This is a genomic window from Eupransor demetentiae (genome assembly GCF_963930865.1).
In the GTDB taxonomy this organism is placed as follows: Bacteria; Bacillota; Bacilli; order Lactobacillales; family Lactobacillaceae; genus Eupransor; species Eupransor demetentiae.
The window spans coordinates 174156-193683 of the sequence record NZ_CAWVOH010000002.1 but is presented as its reverse complement, the minus strand read 5'-3'; the positions used below and the strand labels follow the sequence as shown (position 1 = coordinate 193683).

Genomic DNA, 19528 nt, shown 5'->3' with positions numbered 1-19528 from the left:
AATTGACACAACAAATTGCAGAAGACTTTACCAAATTAATTGAAACCAGTGAAATGCCCGCCGGACAAAAGAAAGTTCTCCAGGCTTCAGTGGAACTTTTCGCCCTACAGGGCTATTCTGCAACCTCAACGGCGCAAATTGCTGAAGCAGCGGGTGTGAGCCAAGGAACAATCTTCAAGTACTTCAAGAATAAACAAGCCCTGTTAAACTTTATTCTGGATTCGACGATTGCTCAGCTGATTCCCTCTTACAGCATGGAAATCATGAAGCGCTTGAAAAACGAAATTCACACTGCGCGGGACTTTATCAATTTTATTATTGATGATCGTTATGCTTTCCTAAGTGAAAACCGCCAACTGGTTTTGATCGTACAGGATCAATTCCTGACAGATGATGCCTTTGTTAAGCTAACAAAAGAGAAATTAAGTGATCGTTTCCAATTTGTTTGCCAAACCGTGGACGACTTAGCTGGTAAAGACTTTACTATGCCAACTGTTGATCTCTTGCAGCTAATCGCAAGTCAGTTACTCTTTCTCTTCTTAATGGAATTTCGTTTTAAGTTACCGACAAAATTCGACCGAAAACACGAACTCAATCAAATTAAAGAAAACGTATATCAAGCTGCACTAAAATAAAAAACGCTTCCCAGAAAACTGGGAAGCGTTTTTAAGTATTATGAATTAGTACCAACCGTAGGCATCGTGGTGAGCCAAGGCTGCTTCGTCTGAACCGTACTGGTCAGCGATGTAACCCTTCATGGCTTGCAACTGGTCGTTGTAATCAGTTGAGTTACCACCGTAAGTCGAGCGCAATGCTGATGACAATTGGCCAAGACCGAAGTAGTCACCGTTGCTTGCGTTAACATTGTTACCTGATTCGCGGTTAATCAAAGTCTGCAAAGCAGATGAGATTTGGCTAGGGTTGTTAACAACTTCAGAAACCTTGTCGATAGTACCCTGGGCTTGTGCAACGTTTTCCTGTGATGGAACACTTGCTTGGATGCTTGCACCGAATGGCAAAGGAATCTTAACGTCTTGCGTCTCGCCGTCATCCTTCATCGTCAACTTTTGACCAGCAAAAATCTTGTCTGGGTTCAAAATGTGGTTGAACTTTGCAAGGAAGTCAGTATCCCAGTGGTTGTCACGAGCGATTTGGCTGAGCGTTTCGCCCAAAGAAATCGTGTAAGTCGTCGTGTCACCGTCATGGGTAACTTCAGCTGCGCTTGCGCTTTGTGTTGAAGCGGCGCCCGTCATAAGGGCCAAGCCGGCAACAGCACTGGCAAGAAATAGTGAAACTTTCTTCATTTTATATTTTACGTCACTACTTATTAGGTAGTGACCTCCTCTACTCGCAATGATAAGTGTGCATTTGCTTATTCAAAGTTCGCCGACTGGGTTGTGGGAAAACCCGGCTGACCGGCAAAGACTATTGTCACAGATTTTTATTACATAAATATTACAGTAACGTTACCATATGTTACAAATGTTACGTAGAAATGGTCATGATTTCATTTATATCCGACAAATGCCGGCCTTTTGGGGGATAAAATATTACAAAGATGACAAAGATTACAAAACATTTTTTACGAAATTATATAAAAAAAGACCCGGAAGGGTCTTCAGAACTATCTTAATGGAAGATTGTGTTCATCTTATTCGCGTAATCGGAACTCATGCTATCGTCCTGATCGCCACCGAAGTCAAAGAAATTGAAGCCGTCGTCGTCAGAACTTGAGCCACCACCGTTATCGGAGCTTGAACCACCGCCATTCGAACCGCTACCAGAATTGCTGTTAGAGCCCGAATCGCTGCTGCCACCACCGTTATTGCTGTTGTTGCTGCTATTGTTATTGTTGTTATTAGCAGCTGGCGCATCGTTACGGCTGTTATTAGAACTTGAACCAGACTTCTTGTTACCACGGTTAGAATCAGAATCATCACGGCGCTTATCACCGTCATCGCCCTTGCGGCTATCTGATGAACCCTTGTCGGAAGAATCCGAGTTGCTATCAGAATCTGAATCGTTTGAGTTGGATGATGAAGACTTCTTGCTGTGGCTTGAAGTACTAGTGGAAGAGTAAGCCGTCGCAGAATCGCTATCGTCATTGGACTTCTTACTTGAAGTTTGACCATTAATAAAGAATGAGAAGATTACCAAGATGACTAGGATTGCAATCCAAAACCATCCACGCTTGTAAAAGCGCTTTTTTGGCATCTGCTCGTCGAGCATTTCTCGACGTTGACTACGAGATAACATAAAAGTTAAAACACCTTTCTAAATCGATTAATGATTAATTCGGTCAAGAACCGCCCGAATGTCTTTACGGAAGTAAAAGCCGAAAATCAAAGCCACAATAGGCCATGGGCTATCGCGCACAGCAACCATCAATAGTTGACCAAGGTAACGGAAGAATGCATTGATTTCAGTACCAAAGACCAACTTCACAAGAATCAAAACCAACAAAACAACGAGTGCAATGACCCAAGGATTCGAGAAGTTCACGTTTTCCTTAGCGGCACCGTATGCCTTTTGAGCATTTTCTTTTGTTGAATGAGCAAATTGCTCGGCGTTTTGGCGGGCAGCCTGGCTCAGCTGTTCACCCTTTTCCTTGCTTGCATCCCAAGCCTTTGCAGCTTGTTCTGAAGAGGCTTCACCGAACTTGCTAGCGTTTTCCTTAGTGGTTTCCCAAGTTTGGCTAGCAGCTTGCTTAGCGGCTTCAGTCTTTGACTCTTGGCCACCTTGCTTGCTTGAAGTATCTTGCGCTTGCTTGTTTTCTTGCTTATCAGACATTTGCTTAACCCTCTTAGTCGTGTAACTTAATTGTAATATTCGACTGCTTCTATTCTACCAAGAATGTCCGGAACTTACCACTTTTAGGCCCTTTTGTACATAAAAAAGCACCCTTAAGGGTGCTTTCGTTTAAAATCTTACCAAATGAAGAGACCAACCATACCAGATGAAAGCAAAGACACGAGAATACCTGACAAAAGCAAGTAGCCCACGTTCTTAGCAATCACGGCGTTCTTTTGGTCATCAACCAAGCCCTTGAAACAACCAATGATCATGCCGACCGTTGAAAGATTGGCAAAGGAAGTCAAGAAGACTGTCAGAACGGCACGGTAGTGTGCCGGGAAAGTATGAATCTTTGAGGTAACGTCACCCATGACAACGAATTCGTTCGTCACAAGCTTTGTTCCCATGTACTGGGCCAATTGGAAGGCATGGTCGTTACCAACACCAGTTAACCAAGCGAATGGGAAGAGGATGATTCCTAGGATGTGTTCCAGCGTCAACCATGGGTTGAAGGCCGTCAAAATCTTGTCGACCAAGGCAGCCAAGGCCACGAAGGCGATAACGTTGGCAGCAATGATCAAAATCAACTTACCAGCATTCAAAATTGAATCACCCAAGAAGGAGAAGAATGGTTCACGTTCTGTCTTTTCAGCGGCGTGCAAATCTTCGCGCGTTTCTGCCTTAGCCAATTCTTCTGAACCAGATTCGGCATCTTGGATTTCATCCTGCTTGGCGCTGCTAAACGTTGCAATGGTATCTTCTTCGGGCGTTACGTCAACCGGGTTTAAGATGCTGGTAATAATCAAAGCGTTCACTACGTTGATTGGCACCGCCGTCAAAATGAATTGTCCAGGCATCATTGAAGTATAGGCTCCGATGATTGAGGCCGTCACACAAGACATTGACATCATGGCCAGCGTCAAATTACGTTCCGCCTTCATTTGACGCAATTGCAAACCAGAAACGGCAAGCGCTTCCGTGTTTCCAAGGAACATCATTTCAACCGAGAAGAATGACTCAAACTTCGGTTGACCAGAAACTTTGGCCAAACCACGACCGACCCACTTGATGACCCAAGGCAAAATCTTGAAGTAAGTCAAGATATCAAACATTGGCACAATCAGGAGGATTGGCAGCAAGACGGACGTAAAGAAGTTCATCTGCTTAACGTTCACCCAGTCAGCAAAGGCAAAGGAAATTCCCTTGAAGGCGACTTGAATCAATTCGTTGAAACCATTTGCAGCCGCTTCGACAATTCCACGACCGACTGAGAAAGAAGTCAAGAACCAGGCTAAGAAGAGGTTCAAGGCCACCATGATGATGACGGACTTCCACTTAATCTGAGAACGTTTCTTAGAGAATAACAGGGCAATCCCTAAGAAGACGACAACACCGAAAACGTTAACCAGAAAATTCATAATTTATTTCACCTTTGTTTTTATTCAAGTTCGAAGACTAGTCAAAACTAGCCAGATGCTTGGTTTGCCAGGTAACTTACCAGACGTAGAGTCCAACGACTGCCGCAGAGAGCAAGGATACCAAAATTCCCGAAAGAAGAAGGTAACCCGCATTCTTAGCAATCAAATCGCTCTTTTGACGTTCAACCATTCCCTTGAACGTTCCGATGATCATACCGACCGTCGAAAGGTTCGCAAAGGAAGTTAGAAAGACCGTCAAAACCGCCCGGTAATGGGGATTAAAGTGGGAAATCTTTGAAGTCACATCCCCCATGACAACAAATTCGTTCGTAACCAGCTTGGTGCCCATGTACTGGGCCAACTGGAAGACGTCATCTTGGTGGACGCCTAACAGCCAAGCGAAAGGATACATCACGATTCCCAATAAGTGCTCAAGTGAGAACCAAGGATTAATGGCCATCAAAATCTTATCAACCAATGCAGCCAAAGCCACAAAGGCGATGACGTTGGCAGCGATAATCAAAATCAACTTACCAGCGTATAAAATTGAGTCCCCCAAGAAGGAGAAGAACGGTTCACGTTCAACCTTAGTTGGCTTATCAGCAGTGCCAGCCGCCAAAAGTTCAGCTTCTGGTTCAACATCGACATTGCTTTGGGCAATTCGATCGTCCTTCATCGTTGCAATGGTGTCCTCTTCGGGATCAACCGTCACTGGATTCAAGATCGTCGTGATAATCAAAGCATTAATCACGTTGATTGGCACCGCCGTCAAGATGAACTGTCCTGGCATAAGCTTTGTGTAGGCTCCGATAACGGAAGCCGTCACACAGGACATGGTCATCATGGCGATGGTCAAGTTTCGTTCCGCCTTCATATGCTTCAACTGCAAGGAAGAAACGGCCAAAACTTCTGGATTCCCGAGAAACATCATCTCAACAGAGAAGAAAGTTTCAAACTTAGGTTGGCCCGTAACCTTAGAAAGGATTCGTCCAATCCACTTGATAACCAATGGCAAAATCCCAACGTAGGTCAAGATGTCGAACAAAGGCACCACCAAGAGGAATGGCAACAAAACCGAGGTAAAGAAATTCATCTGCGGCACGTTAACCCAATCGGCAAAGGCAAAGGAAATTCCCTTATAAGCCACGGAAACCAATTCATTAAAGCCGGAGGCGGCGCCGAGTACCATGTTGCGTCCCAAGGCAAAGGAGGTGAAGAACCAGCCCAAAACCAAGTTCACGACCAACATGACGGCGACCGAACGCCATTTAATCTGGCTGCGATTCTTCGAAAAAAGAATAGCAATACCTAGAAAAACGACGAGACCGACAATGTTAATGGCGAGATACATAACATTCAATCCCTTCTATTCACTTAATGTTCGCAAAACACTGATAATTATATCATGATTTGGCATAATTAACCGGTAAATGTTGGTTAAAATGAGAGAATGCAATTGATGATATGAAAAAAGACCCAGGAGGGTCTTGATTAACAATCTTTATCTGGTAAACTTCATTCTTCTTTGTTTTTGCTTCTTTTATCCACAAATACCACAACGATGAAAGTAATGACAGCTGTTGTGATGGTATTAAGCCAAAAATTAACGTTACTATCATGAATGTGTGAGCTAATGAAAGTCATAAATAGAATTTGAACTACAATGACAGTTGCCGCTGCTGCAAGCGCTCGCCTTGTTCTCTTTTGAGATGTCATTTTAATTTACTCCTTAATCATCATTCAAATAAATATTAGTGAAAAAATACAGATTATTGGTATCCCCAATTAAGATAACTACCCCCTGGTGTAACATCGATCCAAATACCACGATTTACAGGATGACCAATTACGCGATTAATGAGCGCTCCAGCAACAACTCCACCAGCTGCCCCCCAAGGTCCTCCACCTAAAGCCGAAGCGCCGGCTGTAGAAGCGGCAACAACACCGGTGCTAATGGCACCATTGGCATCCGAACGACTAATGAAAATACGATATTTACCCCAATCTGAACGGATTTTAGTAACACCATTTTTATAACCTTGTGGTTGTGCACTTGTGACATCAATTGTTGTCACTTGGGTTTGGGGGGTTACGTTATCAGCACTTGCTGCCTGATGTCCACCAAATGCCAATGCCCCTAAGGCCATGGAAGTGGTAATAATTAGTTTGGGTACTAGTGAATTTTTCATCATGCTCTCCTTATTCTTTTTCTGTACTATTCTTGCACTCGAGTACCCATTAACCATAATATATATATACCCATCACAAGCCATATAATTCCATTGTTATTTAACTGATATTTTTGTTACATTGACGTAATTATTTTAAATATTTATTCATATTTGTAACATTTTTCTTGTGAATGAAATATAAAGAGACTAAAATTCAAGCTTCTATCTAATAAGCTGTATTTTATTGCACACCCACACCAACCGGCGTTTGCGTGATGAGATTGTAATCAACCCAAACACCTGAATTGAGGACATGCCCGAAGTGGTCCCAAATCACTTTCCCGATGATTACCCCACCCGCAACACCGACAACTGGCGTAAAGGCATTTCCGATGGTGAAACCAGCCATTCCAGCGGCACCGGTTGCACCATAGCGGATAACAGTATTGGCAGTGTCACGATCAACATAAACCCGGACGACTGGAAACCCAGGCTTGACGTAGGATTGGCCCTTTGAACTTTCTGGACGGGCAACGTTTTCAATGACTTGATTTTGTGTGTTTCCGCTATCAGCACTGGCAGTCTGAAGGCCACCAAGGGCCAAGGCACCTGTCGCCAAAAGAAGGGGCAGCACAAACTTAGTGATTAAGGTATTTTTCATCATTCTTTTCTCCATATTCTTACAAGCCAACATTGATATATTCGAATCATAATATGGATAGATGCCCGCCACAAGCGTCTCGAGCGCTTTGTTAGCTGATTGATACCTTTGTTACAAGGTCGCAATGATTTTAAACATATTGACACATTTGTAACGATAACTCTACATATAAAAAAGCAGGCCAAGTAGCCTGCTTTTAAATCAATTTAATTAGAATTGTGATCCTTGTGCAAGAACATTTCCATCGTGGTCAACCAAGAACCAGTAACCGGCGTTCAAGTGGTGGCCAACATTTTCCTTCAAAAGGGAGCCAGCAAAGTTACCCAAGTATTCTTCCCATGGTCCGCCCTTCCAAGCGCCACCTGCATCGGCAACTTCAACTACACCATTACCGTTAAGCGCGTTGTTGGCGTCTTCGCGGCTAATCTTGATCATGTAGTTGCCGCTCATTTCTTGGAAGCTCGTTTCGCCGTTACGGCTGTTATTCTTACCGTAGTGCAATTCTTGAAGGGTTTGAGGGCCATCAGTTTCTGGGTACAAAGCTTGTCCAGCATGGTCACTATCATCAGCAGGTGTTTCCAAAACAGCCGTTACCGGAACCTTTGGAAAGACCTTGTTCTGTCCATCAGCGCTTGCTGAATGTGCGCCTGCAAAAGTCAATGCTCCTGCTGATAGCAAAGCAGTTGCTGCTAATTTTGTTACAAATGAGTTTGTCATAATGTTCTCCCTTTTATCATTGGTGTGTTGGATTCCTGCACTCGAGTACATCTATAATTTATACGATAGCTGCAAGTATCACAAGCGTTTTTCAACTTTGTTATTTAATTGAAAATATTGTTATATTTACGCAATAATTTGAAAAATAATATGACATTTGTAACCTAAAGTTTGTGATTGTAATATAAAGAGGATCGGATTTTTAGCCATCTTTTGTATAAAAAATGCTTGCTTTAGACCTAAATTTCAAGATAAACTTCAAGAAGTAAAAGATACGAGACAAAGCAGGGCAAAATATGCGACTTTGGCACCAAGATTTAATTGAAAAACTCCCCCGCCAGCAACTACTGGGCCAGCATCGTGAATGTTGTGCTCTTCGCGGCGCGGGCTGGGGACGAAAACACGCAACGGTTAACTACGTCTTCGAATACAGCCCCTACCACCTCTTCCTATTCCATCAGAAAGTGATGGAGGAAATGGCAAAGCGTGGCTATAAACCAGATCAACGCTGGTTAAATCCGAACTATTGGGGCTTAAAGACGCCTCCTTATGTTGATTTGAAAGTTGAAACCGCCGAGCAACCAATTTATCCTGAGCACGATGCAGCTTACTTACAGGAATGTCTGGATAACTTGGCGGGAAAAGGAATTGATTTATCATAAAAAGCCCCTAACTAAAGTTAGGAGCTTTTTTAAATTAACTGATTTAAATCCGTATTTTCGGTGATGGTCCAGCTCTGGTTGCCCTTGGTAATAACCAGGGCGTCAGATTTAAAAGCAACCCTCAAACCGAGCTCTAGGGCCTGCACATAGCTTGGCCAAAGTTCGGCTGGTGGCAGGCTAAAATCAATTTTTTCACTATCACGCGCCGCCTTAACAACCTTTCCACGAGCAAAAGCAAAATCCGACAGCGAATCGTTGCGAATTTCTTTGCTTAAATAAAAAGCAATTGTTTCTTGGGGATTAGCAATGGCCATCTTTAGGTAACTTAGCGCCCCTTGCAAACTGGCTGTCTGGTCAGCTGGTGCCAAAGCAACGATGCCTTCAAGTTGCTGAACAAGCATCTGAGCTGCCTCTTTTTGTTCGGCGCTCAACGGAGAATCTGGGTGCGCCAAGGCAACCTCTTCGTTCCATTCGTCAAACTTTTTCAGTTCATTGGGCTGCCATTTCTTTTCGCTTAACAAGCCATCGAGAATCAGCAAGTGCCAAATGTTCATGGTTTTATCATCCAAACCGTCATCGGCAAATGGATTCAAATCGAAAGTCCGGAATTCAAGATAGGCCGTTCCATTCTTTTTGAAGCCGGCATAGTCATCGCTGCCTTTGAAACGAACAGGCCCGTAATATTCACTCAAAGCAAAGAGGTCCTTATTAGCCAAAAGCTTCTCCAGCTGGGCGAAGTGTTGGTCAAAACTATTGAAATCGACATGAATATTGTCACGATTGGCAAAGCCAAAGCGGCTAGAACGCCAGGAGCGGACCGGTTCATAGTCCGCATGGTTGGCAGGCAGCGTGTCCCCCTCGTTTTCAGAAATGGGGGCAGCGCCAAAAAGATAAGTTAGGAGCCAACGGTAGGCAACAACATTCTGTGCGATTTGAAAATAAACTTCGTTTTTAGCATCAGCCGCGCGTGAAAAATGATGTTCCTTTTCGTACCATTCGATGAGACTGTCGGGCAGGGAAAAGTTCAGATGGATACCCGCCATAATGTGCTGATAGGGACCATAATGTTCGAGCAAGACGTCCCGATAGTCCTGATACCAGTAGCGTTCGAAGTGTTCTTCCAAGAAAGTAACATCATCAGGCGCTAAATGTGGTGGCATGGAAAGCGGCCAAATTACCTCATCATCTGCAAGTTGCTCGTTCAGGATGTTTTCGAGTTCACGTAAGTTTCTGAGGGCCTTATCGATTGAACTTTGAGGGGCCGTTACCAACTCTTCCTGACTTTCTGAAAAATCAGTCTGAAAGTAAGGCTGAACGCGTCGATCGCCTAACGCAACAGGATGAACATGCTGCGATAAACTCTTGCGGCCAGTTTGCACCCGATGCTCTTCAATTTCAATTCCAAAGTTGCCATCAAAAAGCTGAGACAACAGCCCTGCCTGCTTTAAACTGGTCGTTAATTTTTCATACATTCAACATTTCCCGCCCGTCAAATTTTGTCTATATTAACAAAGGCGTCCGGTATAAACAAGCTACTTATTCTTCTATTAAAATGTGTAAACGAAAATCAAAGCCACGCAGTTCATTTCGCGCATCGACGCGTAGTGGGCCAATGATGATTCGCGTTAAGCCAGCCAGAATAATTGACCCAACCGTAACAAGTACCACAGTGACCAGCACAGCCAAGGCCTGCTTAGCCAGCAAATCCCAGTGTCCACTTATCAAACCGGCACTTCCAGCAAGCTTAGGATCAGCGAAAACACCCGTTAAGAGGGCACCCAGAATTCCGCCAATTCCATGAATCCCGAAAGCATCTAAAGTGTCGTCGTAACCAAAGAAGGCCTTCAAGGCAGTAATACTCCAGTAGCCAACTGGCCCCACAATAGCTCCCATAAGGAGCGCTGCCCAGATTTGCACAAAACCGGCAGCTGGCGTAATGACCACTAAACCGGTTAAGGCCCCGGTCATCAAATCAGCAATGGAAAGCTTGCCCTGCCGCTGGTAAGCAACGGCTGCATAGGTCAAAAGTGCGATGGCTGAAGCTGCCCAAGTGTTAGCAAAGGCCAAAATCGCTTGGCCATTGGCTGCTAAGGCTGAACCGGCGTTGAAACCGAACCAACCCAACCAGAGGAAGATGCCTCCTAGCAAAACGTAGCGCGAATCGATTTTTCCTTCTTCGCCTGGGTTTCGCTTGCCAAGAATCAAAGCTAAAATCAAACCGGTTAATCCGGAAGAAATGTGAACAACCGTGCCACCGGCAAAGTCAATTGCGCCTAGCTTTGCCAAAAAGCCGTTATCCCAAACCATGTGGGCAAGCGGTGAATAAACCACAATAATCCACAGCGATAGAAAGACGAGCATGGCCTTAATCCGCATACGCCCGATGATTGAGCCCGTGATGATGGCGACGGTAATAATCGGAAACATCCCTTGGAATAAAGCAAAAAGCCCATCCGGAATTTTCAGTCCTCGTGTCGATCTGTCAAAGGATAAGTTGTTCAAGGCCAAATACTTACCCACACCACCGAAGGCGAGGCTGTAGCCAATTAGGACCCAAACGACTGCCGTTACCCCGACTAACAGAAGGGAAACGATGATGGTGTGCTGCCGATTTTCTTGGCGGCCCAACCCTGCATAAAACAATCCTAGCCCGGGGGTCATAATCCAAACCAGCAATGCTGAAATCAATACAAAAGCGATACTTCCACTATCCATCTGCTTGCTCCTTCTTTCTTTGTTGCCTCGATATTAGCAGCGAAAGTGGAGCAAAATGAGATTTTGGTGAGTTTTACTAACATCGTGGTCTAGACATTTTTCAAAACTTCGATAAATGTTGAACAAAAAGATGCGATTAGTACTGCACCTTTTTCCAAATAAATGTTACACTTATGTTACAAAGGTAAAGAATTTATAAAGAATATATGATTTTCTAAAGATTCACGGGAGTTTCTTATGCAACATAACGCTAACCAAGCGCCCAAAGGCGCATCTAAATTCTTAAAAGCTGGTTCAATGTTAACGGCGGGAATGGCTATCGCACCAGCCGCTATGTCAGCAATGCCAATGGCTGCAGCCGACAATAACACCAGTGTCCACCAGAGCCAATGGAAGGCCAACACTGATTGCCAAGTTAAAGCCCATATCAAGGAACAAGGCAAGGTTGAGGACCGCCCCAACTATGTCGTGCAAAAGGGTGACACGCTTAACAGTATCGCCAAGGCTTACCAAACGACCGCGGCAGAATTGGCTTCTACATATGGCATTTCAAACCCCAACCTGATTTTTGCTGGTTTTTCATTGAGCCAACAAGGTCAATTGGGCCAGGCATATTTGGCCAACTATGGTCAAGTTCCTGCTAGTCAGGGCAACAGCGATGACACCATGGTTGTTTTGCCAACTCAGGCAGCTAGCCAAGCGGCCCAACAGCCATTTAATCCAGCTACTAACGGTACAAACCCCATTGCCGATGGTCACCAACAACTATCAGAAGTAAGCACTAATAATGCTTCTCAGGCATCATCAGAATCACAAGCTAACTCAATGTCTGAAGCTGATTCTGTATCGCAGGCCTTTTCAGTTTCGACCAGTCAGTCAATGGCCAACCTACCAGTTGTAAACCAGTCAACTTCTGCAGCCCCAGCAAGTCTGTCAACTTCCGTTGCTCCTGCTAGTCAGTCTACCGCCCCTGCAAGTGAAAATCCTTCAGAAGGGACGAGCCAGTCAGCAGCTTTGACGCCAACTGATCCACATAAGTACGACTTCGATTACTTGCGCAATGGCACTGCTTCAACTTCAACAACCCAAAGCACTGCCGCTTCAGAATCTGCTGCGGCCTCTCAGTCAGCAGCCGCTAGTTTGGCCCAGTCAACATCAGCTTCCCAAACTGCTGCAATCGCTAGCGAATCCGTTTCAACAAGCACTGCCTTCCGCCAGCAAGGAACACCGGCATCAAACGTGGTGGATATTTCATCAAACAACGGAATCCCTTCGGTTGCTGATTTCCAAAAAATGAAGGCCCAGGGTGTAACCCAGGTCATCGTTAAATTGACCGAATCATCCAGCTACAAGAACCCTTATGCTGCTCAACAAATTGCCAATGCACAAGCCGCTGGTTTGCAAGTGGGTACCTACCATTATTCATGGTATACCGACCAAGCTTCGGCCGTTCAGGAAGCCAATTACTATGCAGGTTATGCCAAGAACTTGAACCTGCCTGGTAACACTTTGATGGCAAACGACTTGGAAGATTCTTCAACTAAGACAGCCAACGTTACGGCCAACTCGATTGCTTTCAACAATACAATGAAGGCCAACGGCTACAACAACAATGTTCTTTACACATACTCCAACTATGCCAAGACTTCTGGCTTGAACACCGACTATATCGGTAACGATCATGTTTGGATGGCTAATTACAATGCCGATTCAGCACAAAACAACGAAAAGTACGGTATGTGGCAATGGACGCAAGAAGGAAAGTTCAACGGTGTTAAGGGTAACTTCGACATCTCCGAAGTTCATAACAGTTCATTGTTTAATCAGTAAGAAAAAAACTGCCGATTGGCAGTTTTTTTGTGGTGTTTTTTAATACGTTACGTACTATTAGATGAACATGTTGAGTTGTTGCTTTTAATTTGCAATTTGAATACAATGTATTCAGGAGGTGGTCATATGGCAACCATGACATTACGAATCGATGACCATGATTCTGAACTGATTAAGAAATTCGCTCAAATTCACAATTTGTCCATTTCTGATTTTGCTCGACAGGCGATGCTTGGAAAAATCGAGGATGAATATGATTTAAAAGAATTGCGAGAAGCCATCGCCACTGACGATGGCACACGATTCTCAATGGACGAAGTCCATGACGAGTTGGGTCTATAATGTACCGAGTTCTTTTCACTAAGCAAGCATTAAAACAACTCAAAAAGCTCGACAAGTTCACTCAAAGTACAATTTGGCAATGGCTCGCTCATAACGTTGATAAAACTGACAATCCCCGTTTACACGGTAAAGCACTGTCAGCCAATCATGGTGGCGAATGGCGCTATAGAGTCGGTTCATACCGCATCCTAGCCATCATCAAAGATCAAGAAGTAATCGTTGAAGTCATTGCAATCGGTCATCGACGTGACATCTATTAAAAAACATCCCACTAACTAGTGAGATGTTTTTTATTTAAGCAAAAGCATGAATGTTTCCAATAATAATGGCACCTACGACAACTAAGATCGTCCCGGCAATGATGGCTTTCATTTGACGAGGACTCTTCTTCTCGTTTAGAAGGTAAATTCCGCCAAAGGTTCCAACGATGATATTGAGCTGCGAAAGCGTCGTGGCAATTGTTTGCCCAACGGCTGGATTGGCAGCGGATAGGAACATGAAGAGGTTTCCCAAGGCCTGGAAAAGACCCGTTAACAAATTTCGCCATGATGGTTTGGCGAACATCGTTTTCCCTTCACGGAAGACGAAGACCGTAATCAAAATTGCGCCGATTACTTGGCCAATTGATTGTGGCCCGAGAATAGCCAAAGTGAAGTTTAGGCCGTCCCCAGCCGTCTTAACCGAGTTTGAAATGTAACCCAATTTTGCTAGATAGTTCGGCAAGATGAAGTAAAGAACGAAACCACCCACTGCAAGTAGCAGGTATAGAATCGACTTCGAATCGATGCGGCTTTCTTGTTTTTCTGTCGCATTTTCATCTTTTTCAGGTCGTGAAATCAAGACAACCCCGGCTACTACCAGCAAAATTGAAAATAAACCGACCAACCACATTGTCAGGTTGGTCCATTCGCCAAGCAAAGTAGCGGCTAAAAGGGCGTTCATGACAACTTGACCACCAGTTGATAATGGCACGCCAAGGGAAACTCCCATCCGCTGGAAGAGCATGAAAAGAGCTGATATTCCGATAACCCAAAATAAACCAGAGAAAAATCCAGTAACCCAGATTTCAGGTCCCAAATAGAAGCCGTGTGGAATGGCATAACCAAACATCACGATCATTCCAAAAATCATGGTTCCAAAGGAAATTCCAATCGTTTGTTGAGCTGGGGTACCGCCCATTTTGGCTGAAACAAGTCCAACCGACCCCCAAAAGATGGCTGGCAAAAGCGCCATCAAAATTGCGATATTCATATTTTAAAACTCCTTAAAGTAAACAAATCGTTAGTTCATTATATCCTAACGTGCGTCTTAATGGCTTCAATAAAGTGCAAAGAAGTCACTTTGCCTCGAACATTCTTTATTAAGGAATGTTTTTACCAATTATGCCAAGTATCCAGCCCATGAATAGGCCTTTTTGAAGGAAAAGTCCCCTCAAACTCGGCATAACTGGTACAAAGCAAATTAGTGATTTACTGTACAATATTTTGTGGGCACGACATGTGTCCAGGAGGAAAGTTTACTCCATAGCTATCCCCCGTCTTTATTGTGCGTCTGATAAAGCGCGCAAGGTTTAATCCCCGACGACAGTTAAACCGGGAAAGTCTCGTTTGGCAGAACGAGGCTTTTTTTGTATTAAAAAAGCACCGCTGGCAGGCGGTGCCGGAAGGAAAGTGTAACTTTCCCCTGTCTTTATGCTTAAATTGTAACAGTTTCCAAGCAAGTTCACCACTTGCACCAGAACCAACTATGCCACGCTGTAAGGCTTGGTTTAATAGTCTTCTCAGCAATTTAATCCTTAAATACGGCATAACTCACACAGGTCATTTCACGAATATTTTATACAATACTTTCGGGCACTACTGAGTGCCCGGAAGGAGGTGAACTTAATGCCTCTTATAGCCTTCGTTCTGCAAGTTGTTCAACCAGTGCTATCGGCTGTTTTAACAACCGTAGTTCTGTTCTTCCTGCAGAAATGGTTCGATCATCATGATGATTGATCACAAGCACCTCATCCCGGCAGATGGGGTGTTTTTCTATAAAAAAAACTCATCGCCCGGCAGCGATGAGTTTAAAGGAGGTGAAAACCTCTTACAAACCTTGTAACTGTATTATAGCATAATCACCATAAGTCGCGAAGCAATCCGACTGATAACTATGCCAAGCTCTAAACGTTGTTATGTCGCCAATTTATCGTCCTCGGGTCTCCAAATTGGCATAAATAACAGCCATGAAAAACCAAATAAAAAGGAAAGTCCTAAGACTTCCCTTTTTATTTTTAAGGTACACGAACCAAGTCGCGCTTTACTAATTCTTCGGCAATCTGAACGGTATTCCAAGCAGCACCCTTCAGCAAGTTGTCCGAAACAACCCACAAATGGAAAGCTCCTGGATTTTCAGAATCGGCGCGAACACGACCGACAAAGGTATCGCGCTTACCTTCAGCTTCGATTGGTTGAGGATAAACTTGCTTGCTTGGGCTATCTTGCAAGACAACACCAGGCGCCTTCGTCAAAGCAGCCTGCAAGTCATGAACCGTGGCCTTATCGTCGTTGATTTCGAAGTAAACTGATTCACCGTGCCCGATAGCAACCGGAACACGCACACAAGTAGCCGTAACCTTCAACTCCGACGCATCCATGTCATCCAACATGATCTTCTTGGTTTCGTGAATCATCTTCCATTCTTCGTGCGTATAACCATCTTCTTCAAATACATCAATCTGAGGCAAAAGGTTAAAGGCCAAAGGGTAGTGCTTCTTGTCGCTAGCAGTTGGGTAAATGTTCGATTGCATTTCTTCCCCAGCAAGGTAGTCTTGAGCTTCTTGATAAAATTCGTTCAAGGCCGTTTGACCAGCCCCCGAAGCCGCTTGATAAGTTGAAACGACGATGCGATTCAAACCAAACTTTTCGCGGATTGGTTCCAAAGCAACGACCATTTGAATGGTTGAACAGTTCGGATTGGCGATGATTCCCTTATGGTTTTGCAATTGGTCGGCATTCACTTCGGGCACAACCAAAGGCACTTCGGGATCCATACGGAAAGCCGAAGTATTATCAACACAGACAGCGCCGCGCTTTACAGCTTCGGGCAAAAACTTCTTTGAAACGGAACCACCGGCTGAGGCAAGAACCAAATCAATGCCTTCGAAGCTATCCGCTTCAGCCACTTCAACCGTAATTTCTTCACCCTTGAAGAAGAGCTTTTCGCCAGCAGAACGAGGCGATGCCAGTAATTTCAAGGACTTTACCGGAATATCGGACAACTCCAATTGTTCGACCAAACGATGGCCAACGGCACCGGTCGCTCCCAACACCGCCACATTGTATTCACGCATTACTCTTCTCCTCCTGTATTAATCTTTTTTCATTTTTTTCTTATAAAACTTGTTCTAATCCTAGCAATAATTCGTCAACTTGTCCAATTTTTTCTAGGGCAACTTTGATGCCTTGCATAAAGGAAGCACGATCAAAACTGTCTTGGCGGATACTGAGGGCTTCCCCGGGCCCACCAAACAAAACTTCTTCATGGGCCAGGTAGCCAGGCAACCGGACTGCATGGACACGGATGCCATGATAATCACCACCACGAACGCCTGGAAGATTTTCAACCGATGGACTTTGTTCATGACGAGGACGGACTTCATCGATCAACTTAGCCGTTGCCAAAGCGGTTCCAGAAGGGGCATCCTTCTTGTCTTCATGGTGCATTTCGATGATTTCGACATCGGGTAAATATTGTGCGGCTTCACGAGCAAACTTCATTAGCAAAACGGCAGATAAGCCAAAATTAGGTACAATTAGGCCACCACGCTGGTGTTGATGGGCCAGCTGTTGTAAATTAGTAATCTCATCGTCCTTCAAACCACTCGTACCAACCAAAGGAGTATAACCATGCTTCAAAGCATATTGAATATTTTCGTAAACAACAGCCGGCGTGGTAAAGTCCAACCAAACTGCTTGGTTAGCAGGAACCTCAGCCAAACGGCCATAAACCGGCAGTGCTGCCGGCAAGTCGTAGTCCGCAGCGGACTTTCCTTCTGCTGAAGGGGCGTACAGCCCAACGAGTTCAAAGTCTGCTTCGGAGTTAATCAAATTAACCGCCGCTTGCCCCATTGCACCGGTAAACCCGGCAACCAAAACCTTTACCATGACATTACTTTCCTTTCACGTGCATTATCAAAGACATCTTCAGCTAGTCCCAAGTGACGAGCTAAGTCGTGTTCTTCAGCCATGTTCAATGGCAAAATTGGTGCACGGCAGGCCCCAACTTGGTAGCCCTGCGCATTCAAAATTGCTTTTACGGGCGCTGGTGATGGGTACATGAAGAGGGCGGCCATTTTTGGTGTCAGCAAGCACTGCAAAGTGCCGGCACGACGGTAGTCCCCCGCCTCTAAAGCATCATACATGGCACGCATTTGTGGTGCGTAGACGTGAGCGGCCACCGAAATGACACCACGTGCCCCAACGACCTTGGCAAACAGTGCTTGAGCATCTTCTCCCGAATAAACATTAAAGTCTGCTGGTGCTTGCTGTACAAGGGCTTCCAAGTCTTCCATCCCCGTACACTCTTTTACTCCAATAATATTGGGGTTTTGAGCAAGTCCCAAGATAGTTTCAACGGACATGGTCACGCCAGTCCTTCCCGGGATATTGTAAATAATAACGGGATGATCACTCGCTTCAGCAACTGCCGTAAAATGCTCGAACATACGGCGTTGGTCAGGTTTGTTGTAATAAGGCACGACCACGAGAGCAGCAGAAATGCCGTCGATTTCGTTAACTTGCTGGGCAAAATCAACCGTAGCAGCCGTATCGTTACTGCCGAGCCCGGCAATGACCGGAACACGGCCATTTACGATTTGAGCGAAATGTCGATACAAGTCGAGCTTTTCTTCAGCACTTAAAGTGGGCGTTTCACCGGTTGTTCCACCGATGACAAAGCCACGAACGCCCTCACTCAAGTAACGTTCCGTTAATTCTTCTAGAGTGTCATAATCGACCTGGTTTTCTTCATTAAATGGAGTAATCAGAGCGGTAATCAAGTCAGCATTTTCAAACATCTTGCGCCTCCCCTGTTGTCATGCGCCAATTCAAATAGCTAGTAATTGCGTGAATGCCCTTTTCGATCGCTGCTTCATCGGGCTTGAATGTTGCGGAATGGAGGGAACTTGTTTCACCAACCCCGAGCCAGAACATCGTGCCGGGAATTTGGTGGATCAAGTAGCCAAAATCTTCACCAGTCATGGCTGGTGGCGTTGTTTCAAAATCAATTGATGCATCATTTTCCATGAAGTCAATAAACTTTGCCGTTAAAGCGGGTGTGTTTTCAACGGGATAGTAAGCATCCTGCTTGAAATCGACATCAACCTGACAATTGTATGAGCGAGCGATGCCCTCGCCGATATCGCGAACTCGCTGCGTTAAGTCTTCCAGCATTGTTTGCGTCAAACCACGCATGGTTCCTTCTAAGACTGCTTTTCCAGCAATGACGTTGTTAATTTCGCCGGCACGTAACTTACCAAAGGTGATGACTCCACTTTCAATTGGGTCGATGCTACGTGAAATGATGGTCTGCACCTGGTTAATAAATTGGGCAACTGCAACCACCATGTCGTTGGCTTGATGTGGATAGGCCGCGTGGCCACCCTTACCAGTCAAAGTTGCGACAACTTCGGAGGTTCCTGCAAAGAGCGTTCCCATTCGGCAGCCAATCGTTCCGGCTGGCAAAGTAGGCGTATCATGCAAGGCGTAAAATTCGTCTGGGCGCCACTCACCACTGAAAGCGTTCTTCTCGTATGCGATTTTACCGCCGCCTTCGCTTTCTTCAGCCGGTTGAAAGAAGAAAATCAAATTATCTTTCGGTTGATTATCGGCATAGTAACTCAAGGTTCCAAGTGCTACCGTCATGTGGATGTCATGGCCACAGGCATGCATCTGGCCTTCATTTTCTGATGCAAAATCCAAACCAGTATCTTCCTCAACTGGTAAGGCATCGATATCAGCGCGATAGCCGATTGTTCGTTCCGGATTACTGCCGGCAACTCGAACAAGGATTGCAGTTGGTAAACCTTCAATTTCACGGTAGCTCAAATTAGTCTGCGGGAAAGTTTGAATTGTTTCTAATAAGAAATCGTGCGTCTCTTCTTCCTTTAAAGCCAACTCAGGAATTTGATGAAGCCGGCGACGAATATGAATTAAATCGTCATTACTTAACATTTCA

The 19528-nt window shown here is 44.8% G+C and carries 21 protein-coding genes; 5 read left to right on the top strand and 16 right to left on the bottom strand.

Translation table 11 applies throughout. The features are described from left to right. Positions 1-2 precede the first annotated feature (2 nt). Positions 3-635: a TetR/AcrR family transcriptional regulator gene (locus tag ABSY64_RS05345; protein WP_349642053.1), complete on the top strand. Its 633-nt coding sequence runs from the start codon at positions 3-5 to the stop codon at positions 633-635. A gap of 45 nt (positions 636-680) precedes the next feature. Here the strand turns inward: ABSY64_RS05345 and ABSY64_RS05340 are convergent, their stop codons facing one another. The 9 genes from ABSY64_RS05340 to ABSY64_RS05300 form a co-directional block, all read right to left on the bottom strand. Continuing rightward, the gene (locus tag ABSY64_RS05340) at positions 681-1304 is read right to left on the bottom strand and encodes a LysM peptidoglycan-binding domain-containing protein (RefSeq protein ID WP_349642052.1); all 624 of its coding nucleotides are present in this window, start codon (positions 1302-1304) and stop codon (positions 681-683) included. A 325-nt stretch (positions 1305-1629) separates the two neighbouring features. Continuing rightward, positions 1630-2256 (bottom strand): hypothetical protein, encoded by a 627-nt coding sequence (locus ABSY64_RS05335; protein WP_349642051.1) that lies wholly within the window; start codon positions 2254-2256, stop codon positions 1630-1632. Between the two features lie 27 nt (positions 2257-2283). Beyond that, a complete protein-coding gene (locus ABSY64_RS05330) occupies positions 2284-2790 on the bottom strand; it encodes a hypothetical protein (RefSeq protein WP_349642050.1) in 507 nt (168 codons plus the stop codon). A gap of 137 nt (positions 2791-2927) precedes the next feature. Beyond that, positions 2928-4211 carry a NupC/NupG family nucleoside CNT transporter gene (locus ABSY64_RS05325; RefSeq protein WP_349642049.1) on the bottom strand — a complete coding sequence of 428 codons (1284 nt, stop codon included), beginning with the start codon at positions 4209-4211 and terminating at the stop codon, positions 2928-2930. Positions 4212-4287: 76 nt separating this feature from the next. Next, positions 4288-5562 (bottom strand): NupC/NupG family nucleoside CNT transporter, encoded by a 1275-nt coding sequence (locus tag ABSY64_RS05320; RefSeq protein ID WP_349642048.1) that lies wholly within the window; start codon positions 5560-5562, stop codon positions 4288-4290. A 164-nt stretch (positions 5563-5726) separates the two neighbouring features. Further along, positions 5727-5927, bottom strand: coding sequence for a hypothetical protein (locus tag ABSY64_RS05315; RefSeq protein ID WP_349642047.1), 201 nt, complete (start codon positions 5925-5927; stop codon positions 5727-5729). Between the two features lie 53 nt (positions 5928-5980). Further along, the gene (locus tag ABSY64_RS05310; RefSeq protein ID WP_349642046.1) at positions 5981-6400 is read right to left on the bottom strand and encodes a hypothetical protein; all 420 of its coding nucleotides are present in this window, start codon (positions 6398-6400) and stop codon (positions 5981-5983) included. 223 nt (positions 6401-6623) lie between these two features. After that, complete coding sequence (locus ABSY64_RS05305) at positions 6624-7046, bottom strand: hypothetical protein (protein WP_349642045.1); 423 nt, start codon at positions 7044-7046, stop codon at positions 6624-6626. A gap of 207 nt (positions 7047-7253) precedes the next feature. Then, positions 7254-7760 (bottom strand): hypothetical protein, encoded by a 507-nt coding sequence (locus ABSY64_RS05300; RefSeq protein WP_349642044.1) that lies wholly within the window; start codon positions 7758-7760, stop codon positions 7254-7256. A gap of 296 nt (positions 7761-8056) precedes the next feature. On the opposite strand from ABSY64_RS05300, the gene ABSY64_RS05295 reads away from it, so the two are divergent. Further along, positions 8057-8422 carry a TIGR02328 family protein gene (locus ABSY64_RS05295; RefSeq protein ID WP_349642043.1) on the top strand — a complete coding sequence of 122 codons (366 nt, stop codon included), beginning with the start codon at positions 8057-8059 and terminating at the stop codon, positions 8420-8422. 29 nt (positions 8423-8451) lie between these two features. Here ABSY64_RS05295 and ABSY64_RS05290 read toward each other — a convergent pair whose 3' ends face one another. Continuing rightward, entirely contained in the window at positions 8452-9894 is a 1443-nt protein-coding gene (locus tag ABSY64_RS05290; RefSeq protein ID WP_349642042.1) for a glutamate--cysteine ligase, read from the bottom strand. A gap of 64 nt (positions 9895-9958) precedes the next feature. Further along, positions 9959-11137 carry an ammonium transporter gene (locus ABSY64_RS05285; protein WP_349642041.1) on the bottom strand — a complete coding sequence of 393 codons (1179 nt, stop codon included), beginning with the start codon at positions 11135-11137 and terminating at the stop codon, positions 9959-9961. A gap of 237 nt (positions 11138-11374) precedes the next feature. On the opposite strand from ABSY64_RS05285, the gene ABSY64_RS05280 reads away from it, so the two are divergent. The 3 genes from ABSY64_RS05280 to ABSY64_RS05270 all read left to right on the top strand — a co-directional run bounded on the left by ABSY64_RS05280 (position 11375) and on the right by ABSY64_RS05270 (position 13569). Then, entirely contained in the window at positions 11375-12967 is a 1593-nt protein-coding gene (locus ABSY64_RS05280) for a GH25 family lysozyme (RefSeq protein ID WP_349642040.1), read from the top strand. Between the two features lie 126 nt (positions 12968-13093). Beyond that, complete coding sequence (gene relB, locus ABSY64_RS05275) at positions 13094-13309, top strand: type II toxin-antitoxin system RelB family antitoxin (RefSeq protein WP_349642039.1); 216 nt, start codon at positions 13094-13096, stop codon at positions 13307-13309. Continuing rightward, the gene (locus tag ABSY64_RS05270) at positions 13309-13569 is read left to right on the top strand and encodes a type II toxin-antitoxin system RelE family toxin (RefSeq protein ID WP_349642038.1); all 261 of its coding nucleotides are present in this window, start codon (positions 13309-13311) and stop codon (positions 13567-13569) included. Before relB ends, ABSY64_RS05270 begins: the two co-directional genes overlap by 1 nt. 34 nt (positions 13570-13603) lie before the next feature. Here ABSY64_RS05270 and ABSY64_RS05265 read toward each other — a convergent pair whose 3' ends face one another. The 5 genes from ABSY64_RS05265 to ABSY64_RS05245 form a co-directional block, all read right to left on the bottom strand. Next, positions 13604-14560: a GRP family sugar transporter gene (locus tag ABSY64_RS05265; RefSeq protein WP_349642037.1), complete on the bottom strand. Its 957-nt coding sequence runs from the start codon at positions 14558-14560 to the stop codon at positions 13604-13606. Between the two features lie 1024 nt (positions 14561-15584). Next, the gene (locus ABSY64_RS05260) at positions 15585-16643 is read right to left on the bottom strand and encodes an aspartate-semialdehyde dehydrogenase (protein WP_349642036.1); all 1059 of its coding nucleotides are present in this window, start codon (positions 16641-16643) and stop codon (positions 15585-15587) included. A gap of 40 nt (positions 16644-16683) precedes the next feature. Continuing rightward, positions 16684-17457 carry a 4-hydroxy-tetrahydrodipicolinate reductase gene (gene dapB, locus ABSY64_RS05255; protein WP_349642035.1) on the bottom strand — a complete coding sequence of 258 codons (774 nt, stop codon included), beginning with the start codon at positions 17455-17457 and terminating at the stop codon, positions 16684-16686. Continuing rightward, positions 17451-18368, bottom strand: a complete 918-nt coding sequence (dapA, locus tag ABSY64_RS05250) for a 4-hydroxy-tetrahydrodipicolinate synthase (RefSeq protein WP_349642034.1) — start codon at positions 18366-18368, stop codon at positions 17451-17453. Before dapA ends, dapB begins: the two co-directional genes overlap by 7 nt. Then, positions 18361-19524, bottom strand: coding sequence for an N-acetyldiaminopimelate deacetylase (locus ABSY64_RS05245; protein ID WP_349642033.1), 1164 nt, complete (start codon positions 19522-19524; stop codon positions 18361-18363). Before ABSY64_RS05245 ends, dapA begins: the two co-directional genes overlap by 8 nt. Between the last annotated feature and the right edge of the window lie 4 nt (positions 19525-19528).

What these genes read in the sequence shown, in the direction of transcription:
- ABSY64_RS05285 (WP_349642041.1), bottom strand. Translation starts at nt 11,137, where the DNA reads ATGGATAGTGGAAGTATCGCTTTTGTATTGATTTCAGCATTGCTGGTT.
- ABSY64_RS05260 (WP_349642036.1), bottom strand. Translation starts at nt 16,643, where the DNA reads ATGCGTGAATACAATGTGGCGGTGTTGGGAGCGACCGGTGCCGTTGGC.
- ABSY64_RS05300 (WP_349642044.1), bottom strand. Translation starts at nt 7,760, where the DNA reads ATGACAAACTCATTTGTAACAAAATTAGCAGCAACTGCTTTGCTATCA.
- ABSY64_RS05295 (WP_349642043.1), top strand. Translation starts at nt 8,057, where the DNA reads ATGCGACTTTGGCACCAAGATTTAATTGAAAAACTCCCCCGCCAGCAA.
- ABSY64_RS05320 (WP_349642048.1), bottom strand. Translation starts at nt 5,562, where the DNA reads ATGTATCTCGCCATTAACATTGTCGGTCTCGTCGTTTTTCTAGGTATT.
- relB (WP_349642039.1), top strand. Translation starts at nt 13,094, where the DNA reads ATGGCAACCATGACATTACGAATCGATGACCATGATTCTGAACTGATT.
- ABSY64_RS05325 (WP_349642049.1), bottom strand. Translation starts at nt 4,211, where the DNA reads ATGAATTTTCTGGTTAACGTTTTCGGTGTTGTCGTCTTCTTAGGGATT.
- ABSY64_RS05270 (WP_349642038.1), top strand. Translation starts at nt 13,309, where the DNA reads ATGTACCGAGTTCTTTTCACTAAGCAAGCATTAAAACAACTCAAAAAG.
- ABSY64_RS05245 (WP_349642033.1), bottom strand. Translation starts at nt 19,524, where the DNA reads ATGTTAAGTAATGACGATTTAATTCATATTCGTCGCCGGCTTCATCAA.
- ABSY64_RS05305 (WP_349642045.1), bottom strand. Translation starts at nt 7,046, where the DNA reads ATGATGAAAAATACCTTAATCACTAAGTTTGTGCTGCCCCTTCTTTTG.
- dapA (WP_349642034.1), bottom strand. Translation starts at nt 18,368, where the DNA reads ATGTTTGAAAATGCTGACTTGATTACCGCTCTGATTACTCCATTTAAT.
- ABSY64_RS05330 (WP_349642050.1), bottom strand. Translation starts at nt 2,790, where the DNA reads ATGTCTGATAAGCAAGAAAACAAGCAAGCGCAAGATACTTCAAGCAAG.
- dapB (WP_349642035.1), bottom strand. Translation starts at nt 17,457, where the DNA reads ATGGTAAAGGTTTTGGTTGCCGGGTTTACCGGTGCAATGGGGCAAGCG.
- ABSY64_RS05315 (WP_349642047.1), bottom strand. Translation starts at nt 5,927, where the DNA reads ATGACATCTCAAAAGAGAACAAGGCGAGCGCTTGCAGCAGCGGCAACT.
- ABSY64_RS05290 (WP_349642042.1), bottom strand. Translation starts at nt 9,894, where the DNA reads ATGTATGAAAAATTAACGACCAGTTTAAAGCAGGCAGGGCTGTTGTCT.
- ABSY64_RS05280 (WP_349642040.1), top strand. Translation starts at nt 11,375, where the DNA reads ATGCAACATAACGCTAACCAAGCGCCCAAAGGCGCATCTAAATTCTTA.
- ABSY64_RS05335 (WP_349642051.1), bottom strand. Translation starts at nt 2,256, where the DNA reads ATGTTATCTCGTAGTCAACGTCGAGAAATGCTCGACGAGCAGATGCCA.
- ABSY64_RS05265 (WP_349642037.1), bottom strand. Translation starts at nt 14,560, where the DNA reads ATGAATATCGCAATTTTGATGGCGCTTTTGCCAGCCATCTTTTGGGGG.
- ABSY64_RS05340 (WP_349642052.1), bottom strand. Translation starts at nt 1,304, where the DNA reads ATGAAGAAAGTTTCACTATTTCTTGCCAGTGCTGTTGCCGGCTTGGCC.
- ABSY64_RS05310 (WP_349642046.1), bottom strand. Translation starts at nt 6,400, where the DNA reads ATGAAAAATTCACTAGTACCCAAACTAATTATTACCACTTCCATGGCC.